The 19,064-nt window shown below is 38.3% G+C and carries 17 protein-coding genes and 1 tRNA gene; 9 read left to right on the top strand and 9 right to left on the bottom strand.

Annotated elements, in window-relative coordinates; translation table 11 throughout:
• Nucleotides 1-26: 26 nt before the first annotated feature.
• From P9B04_RS23625 to P9B04_RS23610, 4 genes are all read right to left on the bottom strand, one after another.
• Nucleotides 27-254, bottom strand: coding sequence for a hypothetical protein (locus tag P9B04_RS23625; RefSeq protein ID WP_342057405.1), 228 nt, complete (start codon nt 252-254; stop codon nt 27-29).
• Between the two features lie 214 nt (nt 255-468).
• A complete protein-coding gene (locus tag P9B04_RS23620) occupies nt 469-1,902 on the bottom strand; it encodes a DEAD/DEAH box helicase (protein WP_342057404.1) in 1,434 nt (477 codons plus the stop codon).
• A 160-nt stretch (nt 1,903-2,062) separates the two neighbouring features.
• On the bottom strand, nt 2,063-3,376 hold the full coding sequence (gene rimO, locus P9B04_RS23615) for a 30S ribosomal protein S12 methylthiotransferase RimO (protein WP_342057403.1): 1,314 nt from the start codon (nt 3,374-3,376) through the stop codon (nt 2,063-2,065).
• Between the two features lie 247 nt (nt 3,377-3,623).
• Nucleotides 3,624-3,694 (bottom strand) — tRNA-Cys (locus tag P9B04_RS23610).
• 245 nt (nt 3,695-3,939) lie between these two features.
• On the opposite strand from P9B04_RS23610, the gene P9B04_RS23605 reads away from it, so the two are divergent.
• From P9B04_RS23605 to P9B04_RS23590, 4 genes are all read left to right on the top strand, one after another.
• Nucleotides 3,940-4,275: a hypothetical protein gene (locus P9B04_RS23605; protein ID WP_342057402.1), complete on the top strand. Its 336-nt coding sequence runs from the start codon at nt 3,940-3,942 to the stop codon at nt 4,273-4,275.
• A 109-nt stretch (nt 4,276-4,384) separates the two neighbouring features.
• Nucleotides 4,385-7,030, top strand: coding sequence for an efflux RND transporter permease subunit (locus P9B04_RS23600; protein WP_342057401.1), 2,646 nt, complete (start codon nt 4,385-4,387; stop codon nt 7,028-7,030).
• Between the two features lie 181 nt (nt 7,031-7,211).
• Entirely contained in the window at nt 7,212-7,694 is a 483-nt protein-coding gene (gene folK, locus P9B04_RS23595) for a 2-amino-4-hydroxy-6-hydroxymethyldihydropteridine diphosphokinase (RefSeq protein WP_342057400.1), read from the top strand.
• 4 nt (nt 7,695-7,698) lie between these two features.
• Nucleotides 7,699-8,256 (top strand): NUDIX hydrolase, encoded by a 558-nt coding sequence (locus tag P9B04_RS23590; protein WP_342057399.1) that lies wholly within the window; start codon nt 7,699-7,701, stop codon nt 8,254-8,256.
• A 215-nt stretch (nt 8,257-8,471) separates the two neighbouring features.
• On the opposite strand, the gene P9B04_RS23585 is transcribed toward P9B04_RS23590, so the two are convergent.
• The 4 genes from P9B04_RS23585 to P9B04_RS23570 all read right to left on the bottom strand — a co-directional run bounded on the left by P9B04_RS23585 (nt 8,472) and on the right by P9B04_RS23570 (nt 12,344).
• Complete coding sequence (locus P9B04_RS23585) at nt 8,472-8,915, bottom strand: rhodanese-like domain-containing protein (protein WP_342057398.1); 444 nt, start codon at nt 8,913-8,915, stop codon at nt 8,472-8,474.
• A 46-nt stretch (nt 8,916-8,961) separates the two neighbouring features.
• Entirely contained in the window at nt 8,962-9,696 is a 735-nt protein-coding gene (locus tag P9B04_RS23580) for a TIGR04283 family arsenosugar biosynthesis glycosyltransferase (RefSeq protein WP_342057397.1), read from the bottom strand.
• A gap of 90 nt (nt 9,697-9,786) precedes the next feature.
• On the bottom strand, nt 9,787-11,319 hold the full coding sequence (locus P9B04_RS23575) for a bifunctional pantoate--beta-alanine ligase/(d)CMP kinase (RefSeq protein WP_342057396.1): 1,533 nt from the start codon (nt 11,317-11,319) through the stop codon (nt 9,787-9,789).
• Nucleotides 11,320-11,333: 14 nt separating this feature from the next.
• The gene (locus tag P9B04_RS23570) at nt 11,334-12,344 is read right to left on the bottom strand and encodes a septal ring lytic transglycosylase RlpA family protein (RefSeq protein WP_342057395.1); all 1,011 of its coding nucleotides are present in this window, start codon (nt 12,342-12,344) and stop codon (nt 11,334-11,336) included.
• A gap of 564 nt (nt 12,345-12,908) precedes the next feature.
• Here P9B04_RS23570 and P9B04_RS23565 point away from each other — a divergent pair.
• The 3 genes from P9B04_RS23565 to P9B04_RS23555 all read left to right on the top strand — a co-directional run bounded on the left by P9B04_RS23565 (nt 12,909) and on the right by P9B04_RS23555 (nt 15,490).
• The gene (locus P9B04_RS23565; protein WP_342057394.1) at nt 12,909-13,115 is read left to right on the top strand and encodes a hypothetical protein; all 207 of its coding nucleotides are present in this window, start codon (nt 12,909-12,911) and stop codon (nt 13,113-13,115) included.
• A 3-nt stretch (nt 13,116-13,118) separates the two neighbouring features.
• A complete protein-coding gene (locus P9B04_RS23560; protein ID WP_342057393.1) occupies nt 13,119-14,216 on the top strand; it encodes a tocopherol cyclase family protein in 1,098 nt (365 codons plus the stop codon).
• Between the two features lie 68 nt (nt 14,217-14,284).
• Nucleotides 14,285-15,490 (top strand): NAD(P)-dependent oxidoreductase, encoded by a 1,206-nt coding sequence (locus P9B04_RS23555; RefSeq protein WP_342057392.1) that lies wholly within the window; start codon nt 14,285-14,287, stop codon nt 15,488-15,490.
• A 46-nt stretch (nt 15,491-15,536) separates the two neighbouring features.
• Here the strand turns inward: P9B04_RS23555 and uvrA are convergent, their stop codons facing one another.
• Entirely contained in the window at nt 15,537-18,404 is a 2,868-nt protein-coding gene (uvrA, locus tag P9B04_RS23550) for an excinuclease ABC subunit UvrA (RefSeq protein WP_342057391.1), read from the bottom strand.
• 199 nt (nt 18,405-18,603) lie between these two features.
• Here uvrA and P9B04_RS23545 point away from each other — a divergent pair, with 199 nt between their 5' ends.
• Complete coding sequence (locus tag P9B04_RS23545; protein ID WP_446718038.1) at nt 18,604-18,807, top strand: DUF6888 family protein; 204 nt, start codon at nt 18,604-18,606, stop codon at nt 18,805-18,807.
• Entirely contained in the window at nt 18,788-18,991 is a 204-nt protein-coding gene (locus P9B04_RS23540) for a DUF6887 family protein (protein WP_342057389.1), read from the top strand. The genes P9B04_RS23545 and P9B04_RS23540 overlap by 20 nt, the downstream gene beginning before the upstream one ends.
• The last annotated feature ends 73 nt before the right edge of the window (nt 18,992-19,064 follow it).

Genomic DNA, 19,064 nt, shown 5'->3' with positions numbered 1-19,064 from the left:
GTTGGGAAGCCCACGCTATACTGCTCTTAGCAGTTAGCGTGGGAGGATGTCACGTCGGGGTTACGATCAAATATAATTCGATTGTCCCCATTTTTGTCTTCTCCTGAGAATGTTCCTGTTACGACTCCTCCTCCTGCCCATCCTGAGTGAGAAAAGCTAAAACTTAAAGCGTTTGCAGGTCGATTTCCCATGAGGATGGTCATAGCTAATCCTACGGTCCCAAAAATAGACAAGGACTGTATGAGTTTTTTCATAATTCTCAAAACTTCCTAATAATTACTGTCAGCAATCGTTCCTATTTTTAGTTTATTTAATTTCTATTTTTTAAAAAATTAAATTTTTCTGGCTTCTCTCTTCTATTGAACGTTAAAATTATATTTTTTTTTGAAAAGAATGACAGTCTGATAAACAAAAAGCAAGGCTCCTATTCACTGAATAGGAGCCATAGTATTAAGTCTATTTTGGTTGCTAACGACTTGGGTGATGACTAACGGTCTTGCGATTACCTCGGTTGGGATGATTATTGTGCTTGGAGTTGTATTTTCCTTTGCGCTTGATAATTGGTTTAGGAACATTAGAATCGGGTACGTCCCAATCTACTTTCATCCACTCGGGACAGTCTTGGTCGTAAATCATCTGTAGAGCTGCTGCTGCGATCGCTTGGGGGTCATACTCGGCACTCAATTCCCGTACCAGAGGTAAAAATGAGGCCATTCGTTCTCCTGCCAGGGAATCTTTGATTTGATTTTGCAGTTTTTCTAAGCGTTTTGCTTCTACTTGAGAACGACTGGGAATTTTGCAAGTTTCAAGTTTTTGCCGCAGTTTACGCTCAATTTGCCTTACCATACGGCGATCTACTGGTTCTATTAGGGAAATGGCGGTGCCTGTTTTACCGGCCCGGCCTGTACGACCAATACGGTGAATGTAGGTTTCGCTGTTGTCGGGTAGGTCGTAATTGATGACATGGCTGAGGTTTTCTACGTCCAAACCTCGAGCTGCAATATCGGTTGCTACTACTAATTTGATTTTCCCATCCCGAAAGCGATAGACTAATCTTTCTCGTTGGGACTGAGAGAGGTTCCCATGATATTCATCTACACTATGACCAATCTCCTGCAGTTTGGCAGTCAATTCTGAGGCTGTTTGTTTGGTGCGAACGAAGATAATGGCTGACTCAGGATCTTCCATTTCTAGGATTGGCTGTATTGCTTTACGTTTCGACCATCCCCGAGGAACCATATAAAGGTGCTGATCGATTCGTGTTGGGGCTGCTTGGGTACGTTCTACGGATACTGTTACAGGAGACTTAAGAAACTGATTAACTAAGTCCCGTATTTCTCTGGGCATAGTTGCAGAAAAACAAGCAGTGTTACGACCTTCAGGGGTTTTTCTTAAAATTGTTTTGACATCATCGATGAATCCCATGCTCAACATCTCGTCTGCTTCATCGAGAACAGCCCAATTTAATGAGTCAAGGATTAATTTTTTCCGTTCTAATAGGTCAATAACTCGTCCTGGAGTTCCAACAACAATTTGCACTCCTCTTTCCAAACTACGGATTTGTCTTTCAATGGATTGACCACCGTAAACTGTTAGTATATAAAGCCGACGTTCTGTTGAAAAATCTTTTAATGCCTCGGCAACCTGCTGAGCAAGTTCACGGGTTGGAGTCAATATCAATGCTTGAACATTGGGATTCTTAGTATCGATTTGTTCAAGTATAGGTAAGGAATACGCAGCAGTTTTTCCTGTTCCTGTTTGGGACTGTCCTAAAATATCATGACCGTCTAATATCAGGGGAATTGCTTTTTCTTGAATCTCGGTGGGGTTTTCAAATCCGAGGCTTTCTAGCTTATTAACTCGGGTTTCGGATAATCCTAAGTTCTCAAAGGAAATGGTCATAAGGTCGATTTTCTGGGTAGGTTGACTATAGATTAAGCTTTAGAATGGATTGCAGCTAATTTTTTTATAGTGGTTCTTAAAACTGCTTATTATTGTTACTTATGTTACCATAAGTTTCTGTTAGTTTCCACTACAGGTGTACGGAATTTAATGTTCTGGTTTATGTAACTTCTCCATAGAGATCGTAAATATCAGCATCAGTAATTTTCACAGGAATGATCTGGTTTAATTGGCTTTCTCCTCGGACATAAACTACTCCATCTACTTCAGGGGAAAAGCGTATAGAACGTCCAATGTATTCTTGGTTTTTAGGATTTTCTTGTTCGATTAATACCTCGACTGTTTTTCCAACACAATTTTGATTTTTCTGAGCAGAAATAGGCTGTTGAATTTCCATTAAATAGTTACGTCTTTCTTGAGCAATTTCTGTTGGTATTTGATCAGACATTTGATAAGCAGTGGTTTCCTCTTCAGGAGAAAAGGTAAAAACTCCTACATGGTCGAATTGATGTCGCTGAACAAAATTTATTAAATGCTCAAAATGTTCGTCTGTTTCTCCAGGAAATCCTACGATAAAAGTGGTTCGCAAAGTGCCATTGGGAATTGACTTTTTGAGTTTTTCAATGATGTTGTCGTTTACCTGTCCCTGCCAGGGACGATTCATGGCTTTTAAAATAGCTGGATGGGAATGTTGCAGGGGTAGATCCAAATAGGGTAGTATGTTGGGGGTTTCTTGGATAGCAGAGATTACTTCCTCGGTTAATCCTGTGGGATAGGCGTAATGAATGCGAATCCAAGGCACATCTACTTTCCCTAATTCCCTCAGCAGTTCTGCTAGTTTCGGTTTCCCGTAAAGATCTAAGCCATAGTTTGTGGTGATTTGAGAGATGAGAATAATCTCTTTTACCCCTTGTTCGGCTAACTGTTGGGCTTCGGTTACGATAGACTCTATAGAACGAGATCGCTGGTTGCCCCTTAGATGGGGGATAATGCAAAAAGCACAACGGTAATCACACCCTTCTGCTACCCGAAGGTAGGCAATAGCTTCGTTGGTAGTGCGATAACGGGGTGTTGTTTCATCGGCAACGTAAGTAGGGTTCTGAGAAACTTCTGTAACCCTTTCCCCTGTTTCAACCCGTTCAATAACTTCTACGATTTTTTGATAGTCTCCTGTTCCTACTAAGGCGACTGCTTCGGGTAACTCCTCTAATAACTCCTCCTGGAAGTGTTGCGCCATGCAACCGGAGATGATGATTTTTTTATTAGCTTCGGCTAATTCGACTAATGTGCGTACTGACTCCTGCCTGGCTTCTTGGATAAAGCTACAGGTGTTCACAATAACGTAGTCGGCTAACTCTTCATTAGCGTCGATGGAGTATCCTCCCTTTGCTAGTAAGCCTAGCATATGTTCTGAATCTATACGGTTTTTCTCACAACCGAGGTGAGATATAGCAATAGTTGGCTTGTTGCCCATGTATTATCTGGTTTTACCCCTTGTCTTCCACTAGGGCGCAAAACCAAGCAAATCCTTGAGTATAGCTTTTTAGCTAAAAAAGTGTTTGGGATACTTGTTTGCCCCTGTTGTACTCTTAACTTATCTTAACAGATTTTTTTGGCTAGGGGAAGTATCCAACCTAAAATCTTTATTTTGAGCAGGTCGCATTATGGGATTTTGTCAGACATTTTCACACACTCAGGTCTACTATTTCCCTATAAGTTAAAGGCGGCACCCAGATTCGAACTGGGGATAAGGATTTTGCAGACCCCTGCCTTACCACTTGGCTATGCCGCCGCTCGTACATCCTTAAAAGTATAACAAATATGACTTGACCATAACAAGAGGTAAACTGAGACAAAACCTAAATTTTTCTGAAGAAACGTAACAGTAATTCTATGAATCAAACTGAGTTGTGCAGTAGAAAAAACTGACATAAGCACTCTTACTATCAATCAAAAGGGGAGTATAGACTAAGGATGGAGGTGAGGCGTGTAAATAATAAAAACCTTTCGTTCAATACTTTGCGCCTAAAACATCCTATGAATAAAACTTACAAACTGCTAGTCGGGACGATGATATTGTTGGGATTTAATGGTGTCTTATTGGCTCAGGGGGCCAATGCCGCTAACCCGTTTACACAATTTTACAACAATAATTGTGTCCCCGAGGCTAAAAAGATAGGTTTAACTGAAACAGAAGCAAATCAGATTTGTAACTGTACTGTCAATACCTTAAAACAAAAATACTCTACTGAAGCGTTTGCAACCCTTTACACTCAGTATAAGAATGGGGATAATGCAGCCAGAAGAACCCTAACCCGTTACGGGGAAAATTGCTCTCAGGGGGTACTGGAGGAAATTCTTTGGGAAAATTAAAGCCTAAAGAAATTACGTCATTGATCCAATAAGCTGAAGACTTTTTTAAGATTAGTTTTCAGCTAATCTTGGTATAACCGTAGAAAAGGTGTGAGTAAGACAACTGTTTATGAACCCATCTTGGCGAGAACATCTGAATATATCCCGTGTGGCCATAAAATACGCAAAACTGACTGTATTTGTCGCCATCGTAGTGGCAGTAGCAGGAATGTTTGCTTTCAGTTCCCTTAAGTACGCCTTATTTCCTGAAATTCCTTTTCCAGTGGTAATTGTGCAGGGAACTGCCCCTTTGGAAACCACTATCGACACTGAAGAAAAGTTAACTAACCCTTTAGAAACCTCGTTACGATCGCTAGAAAATGCGGAACTGTTTTCCTCCACCTATGCCGGGCAGAGTATTATTAATGTAGCTTTTGCTGCGGGTTTGGATTTGGATGAAGCCACCGAAACCGTCAAAAATGCTCTCGAAAAAGCTACTTTACCCCCTGCTGCTTCCATAGAGGTTACCCCACTCAACCTGAATGAGTCTGTGGCAGTGACCTATGCTATTTCCAGCGATACTCAACCAGTAGACATTTTAGCATCTATTACCCAAGAAAAAATTATCCCTGCTCTCGAGACAGTTCCTGGAGTGAGACGGGTTGATTTATTAGGAGATAGTTCTTTGAGAGATGGAGAAAATGATAATAGTTTACCCACTAATCCGCCAACTCTAACTCGTTTGAATCAAGAGGATGTTTTAGCGATTCAAGTTATTAAAAAAGCTGACGGCAATACATTAGATGTGGTGGCATCAGTAGAAGAACAAATAACAAAATTGAGAGAAGAATTACCAGATATTAGGTTAGTGATTGCAGAAACCCAAGCTAACTATATTAAAGAGGCAAGTAAGTCCACAATAGAAGCGTTAATAGGGGCAATTTTTCTGGCAGTTTTAGTTATTTTTCCTTTTTTAAGAAACATTCAGGCTACTTTAATCACTGCTTTAGCTATTCCTATGTCTTTGTTAGGAACTTTTATTGTTATGGCAGTTGCAGGGTTTAATTTAGAAACCATTACATTATTGGGTTTAGCATTAGTAATCGGCATTATTGTTGATGATGCTATTGTGGATGTGGAGAATATTTCTCGTCATATCGATGAAGGAATGAGTCCAAAAGAAGCGGCTATTAAAGGGACAGATGAATTAGGTTTAACAGTGACTGCTTCTACCCTCAGTTTAGCAGCAGTGTTTCTTCCTATTGCATTTATCGGGGGTAACTTAGGACAATTTTTTAAACCTTTTGGTATGACGGTAGCAGCGGCGGTTTTAATTTCTTTATTAGTAGCGCGAACATTGTCCCCTGTTTTAGCTATGTATTGGATTAAACCGAGAAGAAGAAATACGGAAAATAAACAGAAAGTTTTTATACTCACTCCCATTTATAAAAAGATTTTAAATTGGTCTTTATATCATCGAAAAGCAGTTATTGGAATTGCTTTGGTAAGTTTTATTGTAGGATTGGGTTTAATTCCCTTTATCCCTCAAGGGTTTGTTCCTAAACTAGATAGGGGGGAATTTAATGTTATTTATACTTTACCTAATCCTAAGGTTCCTAGTCGGTTAAAAGTTCCTCAAGAAAGTACCGAACCTTCTTTATTTCAAGGGTTAATGGACTCCCCCGAACGGTTTTTATTAAGTAGAAATTCTCGGGTTGGCAGCAAGCTAGAAGGGCTGATTTTAGAAGATGTTAACGTTAAATCAGCTTATACAATTGCAGGTTATCAAGGTAATCCCCTTAAGGGTAGAATATATGTTCAACTCAAGGATGATCGCAGTTTAACCACTAGCCAAATTCAAGAGCAAGTCAGAGAAAAATTACCAAAACTAAAGGGGGGAAGTGTCAGTGTAGAAGATATTTTATTTATTGAAACTGGCGATGATAGTCCCTTTAAAATTGCTTTATTGAGCAACAACATAGAGAGTTTAAGAGAAGCAGCCAATGGGTTAAAAAATCGCTTAGAAAATATATCGGGACTGGTGGATATTAAATTATCATCCAACACAGAAAACTCGTCTATTGAGCATTTCCAACAACGAAGAGTTATTTATATAACAGCGAATTTATCCGCAGGAATTGGGTTAGGAGATGTTACTAAGAAAGTAATAGAAATTGCAGAAGAGATATTACCTAATGACGTTACTTTCGATATTCAAGGTGCATCAGCGCAAGTACAGAGTATTTTTAAAGAATTCGCCATTGCCTTATTTTTTGCCATCCTTTGTATGATGGTTATTTTGTATGTAACCTTTGGTCGCTTTTTAGAGTCTATTGTGGTACTTTTATCCTTACCTTTGTCCATCGTAGGGGCGATGTTTGCCTTGTTAATTACTCAAAGTGATTTTGGGATGATATCTTTAATTGGGTTGATCTTTCTGTTGGGATTACTGGACAAAAATGCAATTTTATTAATGGATTATACCAACCAATTGAGACAACAGGGAATGAGTCGCCACAATGCTATACTAAAGACAGGAGAAATTAGGCTACGCCCGATTATTATGACCACTGCATCAACTATATTGGGAATGCTTCCCATAGCAGTTGGTTTAGGTGCAGGTGCGGAGTTGAGACAACCGATGGCTGTTGCTATCATTGGTGGTTTGATAACATCTTCTGTGTTGAGTTTAATTGTGGTTCCTGTGCTTTATACATTGTTGGAAGATGGTTGGGCGAAATTTTCCTTTCGGAGAATGAAACGAGTTGACAATTAGTAAAAATTTGAATCATTTCAAAAAAGTATGTTCTCAAGAAAAGGTAAAATTAATGTGATCTAGTTTTGGATTTTTTTACAATCAATAATTAGAAATTATCAAATTACTAAATAAATTAAACCAGAAATTTAAGTTAATTCTTGAGGGTTGTTATACTTATGAAAACAGATAATAAAAAACGATGAGACAATGTGCGATCGCATTAGGAAGTAATTTAGGAGACTCATTAAACATTCTAGAGACAACAATAACCTTGTTATCTCAGCATCCTTCCATTGAATTAATATCCCATTCTTCCTGTTATCAAACCACTCCCATTGGACCACCTCAACCCGATTATTTGAATAGTTGTGCTACTTTAAAAACTAGTTTAACCCCTGAAAACCTATTACAAACTTTACTTGCTATAGAGCAGAAATTTGGGCGTGTTCGTCGGGAAAAATGGGGACCAAGAACCCTAGACTTAGACTTATTACTGTATGACGATTTAGTTTTGAATACTCCCAGTTTAGAAATACCTCATCCTCGGATGTTAGAAAGAGCGTTTGTATTATTTCCTCTAAACGAAATTGCCACAGGGTGGGTTCATCCCGTTAGCAAAAAAACGATCCAAGAACACCGTAACAGGTTAAACTGTGAAGGGGTTAAAAAATTAATTAACTGAGTTTATGTCAACAGAAAAAGAATCGCCAACTTATTTAGAACAAAATCTCTTTTATCGAGGCCGAAAATTCAATTTTGATGTTAATAAATTACGCTTACCCAATGGAGTAGAAGGAAACTGGGAGTGTATTCGTCATCCTGGGGGTGCTTTAGCAGTTCCTATTACAAAAGATGGTCAATTGGTATTAGTTAAACAGTATCGTTTTGCGGTGGAGAAAAGAATTTTTGAGTTTCCTGCCGGAACCTTAGAAGTTAATGAAGAAGCTTCTATTACCATTAAGAGAGAAATACAAGAAGAGACGGGTTACGAAGCAAAAAAATGGAACTATTTAGGAGAATTTCCCCTAGCTCCCGGTTATTCCGATGAATACATTTATGCTTTTTTAGCTCGGGAATTAGAAAAATTAGAGCAACCACCCCAACAAGATGATGACGAAGATATTGAAGTTGTATTAATGAGTTTTGAGGAATTTGAACAAGCTATTGTATCAGGTGAAATTATAGACGGTAAAACTATTGCTAGTTTTTTTATGGCTAAATTATTCCTGAAAAAAAATGAATAGTTTAGATAAAAAGTATTATTAAAATCCAGATTAATTCCAATACTTTGATAATGATATAGCGTTTCTAACACTCATGAGGTACACCCAATATTTAGGTTATAACTCCTGACTCCTGACTCCTGTGCGATAGCGCCGGAACGGAGTGAGGAACTCCTGACTCCTAAAACTAGAAAAATTTGTACCTCACAAGTATGGGAACTGCTATAAATTATTGTTTAGAGCCAAAAAGACCAAAATAAATCAAATCGGTGAATAAACGGGACAACTTCTTGTTCACAAAAAATAGGACGATTTTCACTAAACCAAAAGAAGAGAGAACCTTGAAGATTAAATACTTTTTCGTAACCCATTTTTTGCAATCGCTGAGCTAGAATTGCAGAACGATAACCTACGGAACAATAGGTAATAATTGTTGTAGATAAAGGAACTTCAACAAAAGGTTCGATTTTAGATACATCATGAGGAAGAAAATAAGCTCCTTTTAGATGACTAACAGCGTATTCTAAGGGAGTTCGAGCGTCTAACAGTAAAGGAGATTCTCTGTTTTTATCTTCAAGCAAAGTGACTAATTCTTCAGTGGAAATATGATTTACACAGGGAAATCTGAGTGTAATAATCCAGTTTAGTAAGTTCCATTTCAAAGAGTAAAAAAGTTTCATAATTAAGTAATTAGTTTTTGCTTAATTATCAAAAAATATGAAGAAATTAACGAATATCGGCATAGAATTGTTTGAGATAATCTGCGCTAACTCCTAAACCCCAAAGAATCCCTATCCAAAGATAAATAAGATTAGCTTTAAATGGTCCCCACTGAGCAACACGGCGATCAGAAGACTCCACCATGCGGTTAACTAAGTAGATGCGTCCATAATAAACTAACCTCAGACATAAATCAGCGTCTTCCATAATGGGAAGATTAGGATCAAAACCCCCGCATTTCCAGAAATTACTGCGACGACAAAACATAACTTGATCTCCGAATAACAATCTTAAACCTTTGAAAAAAAAGAGATAAGGATGAAATAATAAAGGAGCGTAATAAGTTTTCAGATAATTGTGTAGAGATGTTCCCCATCGGGTGGTTTTACAACCTTTCATTAAAGAAACGAAACCACCACCAGCTATGTACTGATTCTCTAAGGTTTTTTCGATCGCAGTTACTAAATCATTCGGCACTAAAGTATCAGCATGGACAAAGCATAAACAATCACCTTTCGCCAACTTAGCACCGTGATTCATTTGAACGGCACGACCCTTTGTGGGAGAATTGACCAGAGTTACATTGTAGTTATTAGCGATCGCAAGTGTGTCGTCTTCACTACCACCATCGACAACAATAATTTCCGTAGGAGAGGGTTCCAAGGAATTTAGAGAAGATAGAGTTTTTCCTAAGCACTTCTGTTCATTGAGAGTAGGAATAATAATCGAAAGACTAAGCATGAATTCCTGTTTTTATAGTGGTGAAAAAACTTAATTCCTAACTCCTAATACTGAAGTCAGGTTACTCATTTACGGATGCAAAGGTTAAAATTAGCTCTGTTCACTCAGATTAACGAGATGAATAATTTTATTGATTACCTCTTCTATGGTTAAACCATCGGTATTAAGTTCGATCGCATCGGTGGCTTTTTTCAGAGGAGCTATGGTTCGATGAGTGTCTCCATAATCTCTTTGTTGAATATCTTTTTCTAGTTGCTGAATATCTATATTATCTTCTCCTTGCGCTTGAAAATCCTTTAAGCGTCGTCTTGCTCGTTCTTGAACAGAGGCCGTCAAGAAAATTTTAACATCCGCAGATGGAAAAACATTAGTGCCAATATCCCGCCCTTCTGCTACGATTCCCCCTAATTTGCCTAATTCTTGTTGATAAGCTAGTAATTTACTGCGAACCGCAGCATAAGCGGAAATGGGGGATACTAGAGCAGTAACTTGAGGGGTACGAATGAATTGAGTAACGTTTTCCCCGTTGACGATGATCTGAGGAGGTTGCTCATTACTGGATGGGATGAATTCTAGGGTAGCTTGAGAGACTAATTCGGCGATCGCACTTTCATCTTCCACTGCTATTTCTGAGTTTAACACCAGCCAAGCCATACCTCGATACATAGCTCCCGTGTCTAAATAGGTTAAATTTAGGGTCTTAGCCACTTTACGGGTAACGGTGGACTTTCCAGCACCTGCAGGACCATCAATAGCAATGATGGGTTTTCTCTCTCTCAAGGTTATGTTGTCTATTAGTCGAGTCGATCCCACATAGGCTGCGATCGCTAATAACCCTGCCTCTTGGATAGTATCTAAAGGTTGTAAGGTTTGAGGATTAACGCACTCGATATATTGGACTCTGATAGAGGAATTAGGCTTTAATTGTTCTTGAACACCAGTAATTATGGCTTTTGTTTGCCTTTCTCCAGCAACAAAAGCCTGTTTAGCCCACTGCAACCCTCGATGGAGAGCGATGGCTTCTTTTTTTTGCTCTTCTGTTAGGTATTTATTTCGGGAGCTATAGGCCAGTCCGGAGGGTTCTCGAATAATGGGACACCCTTTGATCACCACTGGTAAATTCAAATCTTTAACTAGGTGGCGAATGATAGCCAGTTGTTGAGCGTCTTTTTCTCCAAAATAGGCGATGTCTGGGCTGACAATACTAAGCAGTTTAGTGACAATGGTGGACACTCCTTGAAAATGGCCGGGGCGAAACGGGCCACATAAAACCGAGAGCATCTCGGGAGGGGGAGCTACTTGGGTACTTCCTTCAGTAGTGCTACGGATACCCATTTCTTCTGGGGTTGGGGCAAATATGGCGGCCACCCCCAGATTTTCGCATAGTTGAGCGTCTGTTTCCAGTTGACGAGGATAGGTTGCTAAATCTTCCTGGGGGCCAAATTGGAGGGGGTTAACAAAAATGCTCACCACCACTGCATCAACCTCAGATACAGCACGACGAATAAGGCTAATATGACCTTGATGTAAGGCTCCCATAGTAGGGACCAACCCGATAGTTTGGTTGTCCCCTACAGAAGCTAAGTAAGTTCGTAACCCGGCCACTGTTGTAAACAGACGCATTGTTTTGCTGTTGATTAACGTCCCAAAATCTCTAACTGAACGGGAGCTACACCACTGTTAACTAAACCAATGACGTTGGCTGCTCCTTTTGATAAGTCTATCACCCGTCCGTGAATGTACGGACCGCGATCGTTGATGCGGACAATAACAGAACGACCATTTCTGAGGTTAGTTACCCGTACCTGGGTACCAAAGGGTAGGGACTTGTGGGCTGCTGTTAAACCGTTTTGGTTGTAACGCTCTCCATTGGCGGTTAAACGGCCATGAAATCCTGGTCCGTACCAAGAAGCCATCCCTTTACGGCGACTGGTGACAGGGCGAACAGTGGCCAACCCTGACTCGTTGCTGGGGGTTTGATAAGGGTTAACAATAGCGGTTAATGGAGGGGCATCTCCCATCATTCGACGTATACGATTGGTAGCTTGTAGAGCGTCTACGGCTTCGTTACGAGTGGTATCCGGTAAGATAACTCCTGTATCGAGTTTGATTAGTTCTTCGGAATTGAGTTTAATACTGTGGGTTTTGTCTTTATTTAAGGTAACAGTCAGGTTTTCTGCTTTAAAGGTATTATCGTTATGAAGTTCATTGAGTCGTTGAGCGAAAATCTGGGCGCGCTCGAGGGCTTCGCTGTTGATTTGAGTTGGTTCAACGTCGTCCCCTTGCTCTTTCAGGGCGGCTAAGTCTGCTTTTGAACCCAAAAAGGTCAATACGGGAATTTGACGGATTCTCAAGGTAACTGCTAATTGATAGTTCCATTGATGGAGATAGAGTGTGGCAATTTCTTCTGATGTTGTTTCGCCACTGGTATCTGTTGTAAGGGCTCCTAAACTGACTACATTTTGCATCTGAAAGTTGGAACTTTCCCTGTCCGCAAAAGTCTCAAGACCCAGGAATTCTCCTATTCTGTCCACTTTGTCTCTGGTGTTGGATGCTTCTGAACCCTGCAGAGAAATACCGATTAAAGTGGTAGTCCCAATAGTGGTCATTACAGCAGTTACTAATCCGGTTAAAAATTTTTTGTTCATAGATATTGTCTTTTGTAAGTTGTTCAACCCTGTGGAATTTTATTGATTCAATGGATTTTCCAACCCTGACTCCTCACAGAACTGTGCGTTACATTTCTTCAACCTTTACACGGTAGCACGAATTTTTGAGGGGAGGTTGTTTTCTTGATAATCATTCAGAATGGTTCTCATTGAATCTATTAATAACGGTTTACAGGAAAAAGGACATCGTTTACTATAGTAGGTTTACTTAAATCTTCTTACGAATAATCCCCATAGATATTATGGTTTAGCTAATGTCAGACAAAACTTTAACCCATAAACCTCTTAGATTATCAGATCTTGAACAGTGTAATGATGAAAATGAGACGAGGGAAAAACCTAAGTATTTATACGTAAGGAGTAGGGGGATATTTTAAATGTCCTTAGTTGTAAAAGTCTCGTAGTTCTGATGCTTTTTTACCATTTATATTAGATTTTCAAATATTATCTTGAAAAAATTTATAAAATTTGCTAGGGCAATTAGATTTGCTCTAGATTTCCGATACAATAAGCAGAAATAAAAAGCCCGTAGAAATTTGTACTATGCTAAAGATTATCGTCGGTGGCTATTGGGTTATTGCATTAATAGTTTTCTTGGTGTGGTTTAGGATATTTTGGAATGATGAGACAACTGCTAAAAATGACTTTTTCTCCTGGATGGTATTAATTATCGGTGCTAGTTTTTGGGTTGTTGCACTTCCCCTTGCTATCTTAGAATTAGCTATAAAATCTTCTTCAACTAAGGATTGAGAATTGAAAATCAATAATTGCCTTTTAGACATAAATGAAACTTGGAAAACACCCCATTCTGGTTATCATTGGGACGGTAGTATAAGGCGTTTTTTCGAGGGATGGTATTATCGGGTTACCTTACCTCAGTGGGATGAAAGTTTTGCTTTTATGTATTCTATTGATGATCCTATTGGGGGAAAATCCCATAGTGGAGGTGCCGTACAAATTTTAGGGGCAAATGAAGATTATTTATATCGAATTTTTCCTGATATTAAAACATTTTGGGCAAGCAATAAACACTTAGCTTTATGTCATTGGCAACAGCAAAAAATTGAGCAAGAAACTACAATCATTGAACCAAATATTTTTGAAAAAATAGTTAAAGAAGGCTATCAAGCAACAGCTACTTTAAATCAGGGTTATATTCAAGATCCTGTTACTAAAAATTATTGCCGTTGGTGTTATGATATCCAGCCAATTGATGGTTGGGGAAATCGTTTGCAACCTCAAGAAGCAACGGCTGGATGGCTATCTTTTTTGCCTATTTTTGATCCAGGATGGCAAGTTTTGATGGCTCATGGAAGGGCAAGCGGTTATATTGATTGGAATGGGAAAATATACGAATTTAAAAATGCTCCAGCTTACAGTGAAAAAAACTGGGGTCACTCTTTTCCTAGTAAATGGTTTTGGATTAATTGTAATAGTTCTAAACAAGAATCTGATTTATCTTTAACCGCTGCTGGTGGAATAAGACAAGTATTAAACTGGCAGGAATCTGTAGGGATTATCGGGTTACACTATCAGGGAAAATTTTATCAATTTACTAGAGAAAATAGTCAATTATCTTGGCATATTAAGCCCTGGGGAAGTTGGATTATGCAGGGAAAAAACACAAAATTTGTAGTTAAAATTGAAGGAAAAACTGAAGGGTTAGGGACTTACGTTAGGGTTCCCACAGCCGACGGATTGCAGTTTCTTTGTCGGGATACTGTACAAGGAGATTTGACTATAAAATTAGAAAATAATGAAGGCAAAACCCTCTTAAATGCTACTACTTGTTTAGCTGGTTTAGAAGTTGGAGGATCGCCGTGGGATGAGGATTGGATTTATGGAAAATAGTATAAATTGTCTCAGAAAGTTTTTAAAATATCCATGATAATTATATTATCCTGACTCGTTTTATGTGTATGAAAGTTGGTCTTATTAAAGAAGAAAAAAATCCCCCAGATTCTAGAGTTCCTTTAACTCCGAGTCAATGTCAATATTTAAGGCAAATAAACCCAGATTTAGAAATATTTATTCAATCCAGTCAGGAACGTTGTTTTTCTGATTTAGAGTACCAAGAAAAGGAAATTTCTGTAGTTAATGATATTAGTAGCTGTGATATTCTGCTGGGGGTTAAAGAAGTTCCTACAGATGTTTTAATTCCCCAAAAAACTTATTTATTTTTCTCCCATACACATAAAAAACAACCATACAATCGAAAACTTTTGCAAACAATTTTAGAGAAAAAAATACGGTTAATTGATTATGAATGTCTTTGTAATACCCAAGGAAAAAGAGTGATTGCCTTTGGTCATTGGGCTGGTGTTGTGGGGGCGCACAATGCTATCTTAGCCTGGGGAAAACGTCATCAAAGTTTTGCTTTAAAACCCATGCACAAATGTCATAATTTTGCTGAAGCTAAGACTTATTATAATAATTTACCTTTACCTAACTTTAAAATAGTAATTACTGGAGATGGACGGGTTAGTAATGGTGCTGCCACTGTGTTAGATTTAATGAAAATCAAACAAGTGTCACCGAAAGACTTTTTAAAACAAGAATTTTCCCATCCTGTTTATACAAAATTATCTGTGAATAATATGTATTCTAGAAAAGATAATAGGGTTTTTGATGAGTCTAATTATTATGAATGTCCTAAAAAATATAACTCTATTTTTACTCCTTATACTCAGGTAAGTGATATTATGATTAACGGTATTTACTGGGAGAAAGGAGTCCCGGCTTTTTTCAGTAAAGAAGATACAAAAAAAGATGACTTTAAAATCAAAGTAATTGCAGATATAACCTGCGATATTGCCCCAGATGCTTCAATACCTTGTACAATTAGACCATCTACTATTTCTGAGCCAATTTATGGCTATGATCCTTATTTAGAAGCAGAAACAAAGCCTTTTCAACCCCAAAGCATTGATATTATGGCAGTGGATAATTTACCAAATGAGTTACCTCGTGATGCTTCAGAAGACTTCGGAAAGCAGTTAATTAATCGGGTTTGGGATGAGTTGAAAAAGTCTGATAGTAAGATGATTTACGATGCCACTATTGCGATCGATGGAAAATTGAACAAACCTTATGAATACCTACAAGATTTTGTTGATTATAAATAATAAGTGAACTAAATAATTTAGAATAGAAAAAAGTGGAAGTTTTTAATTAATTACCATCTTCTTCCTTTTGAACTGGATATTGTTTCAAGACTTCTCGTAAATATTGTCCTGTGTAAGATGTGGGATGTTTAGCAACCTCTTCTGGAGTTCCATAGGTAACAATATTACCCCCTTGATCCCCTCCTTCTGGTCCCAAGTCAATAATCCAATCTGAACAACGAATTACATCTAAATTGTGTTCGATAACTAGAATAGAATTGCCCTTGTCCACCAATCTTTGCAGGACATTTAGTAAGTGATGAACGTCATAAAAAGATAATCCTGTGGTGGGTTCATCGATTAAATATAGGGTTTTTCCTGTTGCCCGACGGGACAATTCTGATGCTAGTTTAACCCGTTGGGCTTCTCCTCCTGATAAAGTGGGAGCAGACTGTCCCAATCTAACATAACCTAAGCCAACATCAACCAGGGTTTGTAATCGATTGACTGCCCTTGGTATATTTTCAAATACCCCTAAAGCTTCTTCTACTGTCATGTCTAAAACATCGGCAATGGAATAATTTTTGTATTTGACTTGTAGGGTTTCTCGATTGTATCTTGCACCCTTACAAACTTCACATTGAACATAGACATCAGGTAAAAAATTCATCTCGATTACATTAACCCCTTGTCCTCCACAATTTTCACATCTTCCTCCTTTAACATTGAAAGAAAAACGCCCTGGTTTGTAACCCCTTGCCTTTGCTTCTACTGTTTCAGAAAAAAGCTGTCTAATACTATCAAAAATTCCTGTATAAGTTGCAGGGTTTGATCTAGGAGTTCTCCCAATAGGAGACTGATCAATGACAATGACTTTATCAATAGAATCTAGTCCTTTAACCTCAGTCAATTGCTTTGGTAGAGGAACTTTTTTGGTTAGGTGATGTTGTAGGGAAGGATACAATAATTCATTAACCAGAGTAGATTTTCCTGACCCTGAAACCCCAGTAATAGCCACTAATTTTCCTAATGGGATTTCAGCGTCAATGTTTTTTAAATTATTGGCCTGGCAATTTTTTAAGCACAGCTTGTTACCATTTCCTAAGCGACGTTTACCTGGCGTTTTAATTACTTTTCGACCCGATAAATAGTCTGCTGTTAGGGATTGTTTAGATTCAAACAAGGTTTGCAAATCCCCTTCACAGACAATTTTTCCGCCGTGTATTCCTGCAAATGGGCCAATATCAACTAAGTAATCGGCATTCCTAATGGTTTCTTCGTCGTGTTCAACGACAATTAAAGTGTTACCTAAATCTCTAAGTTTTTTGAGTGTGTTTAGTAACCTTCCATTATCCCTTTGATGCAAGCCGATACTGGGTTCATCTAATACATATAATACCCCTGTTAACCCGGAGCCGATTTGGGTAGCCAGGCGAATTCTTTGCGCTTCTCCCCCTGATAAGGTTGCTGTACCTCGGTCTAAGGTTAGATAGTCTAAGCCAACATCAAGGAGAAATTGTAAGCGATTTCTAACTTCTTTTAAAGCTAATTCTCCAATTACTTTTTGTCGGGGTGTTAATTCTAAGTTATCTACTCTGTACAAACATTTATCAATAGAAACACTGGTCAATTCGTCAATAGTACATTCTCCCAAACGGACGGATAAAGCTTCCGGTTTGAGTCGTTTTCCGTGGCAAACTTCGCAGGTTTGATCAACGATATATTTCTCCATCTTTTGTTTAATGATTTCTGAGGTAGTTTCTTTATAACTACGATCTAACATGGCTAAAATGCCTTGAAAGTTTTTATAGTATCCTTTGCCACTATCGAAGCGAGAATCTTTTTCAAACCAGATAGGTTCATCGCTTCCATAGAGTAATAAGTCTTGTTGTTCTTTGGTTAAGTTATTCCAAGAAGTTTGGATTTCAAAGCCGTGGGTTTGTCCAATACTGTAGAGTAATGATAAATAGTAAGAATTATCTTTTTCTGACCAGGGAGCGATCGCAGCGTACAAAGGAGCGTTAGGATCAGGGATAACTAATTCAGGAGAAAATTGCCGCAAACTGCCTAATCCGTGACAATTAGGACAAGCACCATAAGGGGAATTGAAGGAGAATAAACGGGGTGATAATTCTTCCATAACCGCCCCATGTTCGGGACAAGCGAAGTTTTCAGAAAACATGATTTCTGACTGGCTTTTATTGTCTTCATCTCCTAAAATATCAATTACTGCTAATCCCTCAGCGTGGGTTAAACAAGTGCTTAGGGAGTCTGCTAATCTTTCTTCTATTCCTTCTTTTTTGATCAGGCGATCAACAACTATTTCGATGTCGTGATAGTGATTCTTTTTCAACTCAATATTATCGGAAAGTTCTCTGACTTGTCCATCAACTCTTACCCGTACAAATCCTTGGGATACTAAACTAGATAAAAGTTGTTTATGAGTACCTTTTTTACCTCGAACTACAGGTGCTAAAATTTGGAATTTTGTGCGATCCGGAAGTTCCATAACCCGATCGCACATTTGATCGATGGTTTGGGGTGCAATTAAGCGATCGCAGTGGGGACAATGGGGTTCACCAGCGCGACCAAATAATAAGCGTAAATAATCGTATATTTCCGTTACTGTTCCCACCGTGGAACGAGGGTTATGGGAGGTTGATTTTTGGTCGATAGAAATAGCGGGACTCAACCCTTCGATCGCATCAACATCGGGTTTGTCTAACTGTCCCAAAAACTGTCTCGCATAAGCACTTAGGGACTCCACATACCGTCGTTGTCCCTCAGCGAAGATGGTATCAAACGCTAAAGATGATTTTCCCGAACCGGACACCCCTGTAAAGACAATCAGGCGATCGCGCGGTAGTTCGAGATCGATATTTTTTAAATTATGTTGTCTCGCACCTCGGATACGTATGCTGTTTGATTCGTCCATATTCCCAAAGCTTAACACTCCTTAACCTTACTTATCATAACGTCAATAATGGACAATTGATAATGGATAATGAATAATTGTCATTGGTGAGGTACGAGAAATCTATTTTTCTAGTAGTGCAAGCATCTTGCTTGCTGTCTTTTTATTTACGATTTCGTTATAATCTAATTAAATAAATTCAAATCATAAAGGAAGACAATTGCCAACTATAGAGCAAGCGTTAAGCTGTGTAAGGGTTTGCCAAATGTTGTCAAATCTTTATCAGCAAATTTATTTATTTCGCTATGATTCAAACTTTAAAACCATTTTTATTTTAACTAGAAATGAAAATGATGAAGAATTACAAATTGTAATCTTTGCTAATGGTATTTGGAGGTTTATTGATGACGAAACCCAACTATAAAAATATGAATCGTGCTGAATTAAAACAGTATCTTTTATCTAATAGAAATGATCAAGATGCTTGGAATAGTTTTTTTGAAAAGTTAAGTAATTTAGATTCAGATATTGGTTACTCATCTGACTTATCTTCAGAAGAAATGGAAAAACTTTTTAAAACAAAACTAAAGCAAACGAATTTAGAGTAACTTTATAGCTTACATTGCAGCTGGCGTGGGGACAAAAAATGCTACAAGCTAGATTTAATCAGGGATATAGCCC

Source organism: Crocosphaera sp. Alani8 (genome assembly GCF_038442745.1).
GTDB lineage: Bacteria > Cyanobacteriota > Cyanobacteriia > Cyanobacteriales > Microcystaceae > Crocosphaera.
Note: the sequence above shows the minus strand (reverse complement) of the source record. Positions and strands in the feature narration are given on the sequence as shown.

Coding starts and splice junctions, on each gene's coding strand:
- P9B04_RS23625 (WP_342057405.1), bottom strand. CDS start 254: ATGAAAAAACTCATACAGTCCTTGTCTATTTTTGGGACCGTAGGATTA.
- P9B04_RS23620 (WP_342057404.1), bottom strand. CDS start 1,902: ATGACCATTTCCTTTGAGAACTTAGGATTATCCGAAACCCGAGTTAAT.
- rimO (WP_342057403.1), bottom strand. CDS start 3,376: ATGGGCAACAAGCCAACTATTGCTATATCTCACCTCGGTTGTGAGAAA.
- P9B04_RS23605 (WP_342057402.1), top strand. CDS start 3,940: ATGAATAAAACTTACAAACTGCTAGTCGGGACGATGATATTGTTGGGA.
- P9B04_RS23600 (WP_342057401.1), top strand. CDS start 4,385: ATGAACCCATCTTGGCGAGAACATCTGAATATATCCCGTGTGGCCATA.
- folK (WP_342057400.1), top strand. CDS start 7,212: ATGAGACAATGTGCGATCGCATTAGGAAGTAATTTAGGAGACTCATTA.
- P9B04_RS23590 (WP_342057399.1), top strand. CDS start 7,699: ATGTCAACAGAAAAAGAATCGCCAACTTATTTAGAACAAAATCTCTTT.
- P9B04_RS23585 (WP_342057398.1), bottom strand. CDS start 8,915: ATGAAACTTTTTTACTCTTTGAAATGGAACTTACTAAACTGGATTATT.
- P9B04_RS23580 (WP_342057397.1), bottom strand. CDS start 9,696: ATGCTTAGTCTTTCGATTATTATTCCTACTCTCAATGAACAGAAGTGC.
- P9B04_RS23575 (WP_342057396.1), bottom strand. CDS start 11,319: ATGCGTCTGTTTACAACAGTGGCCGGGTTACGAACTTACTTAGCTTCT.
- P9B04_RS23570 (WP_342057395.1), bottom strand. CDS start 12,344: ATGAACAAAAAATTTTTAACCGGATTAGTAACTGCTGTAATGACCACT.
- P9B04_RS23565 (WP_342057394.1), top strand. CDS start 12,909: ATGCTAAAGATTATCGTCGGTGGCTATTGGGTTATTGCATTAATAGTT.
- P9B04_RS23555 (WP_342057392.1), top strand. CDS start 14,285: ATGAAAGTTGGTCTTATTAAAGAAGAAAAAAATCCCCCAGATTCTAGA.
- uvrA (WP_342057391.1), bottom strand. CDS start 18,404: ATGGACGAATCAAACAGCATACGTATCCGAGGTGCGAGACAACATAAT.
- P9B04_RS23540 (WP_342057389.1), top strand. CDS start 18,788: ATGACGAAACCCAACTATAAAAATATGAATCGTGCTGAATTAAAACAG.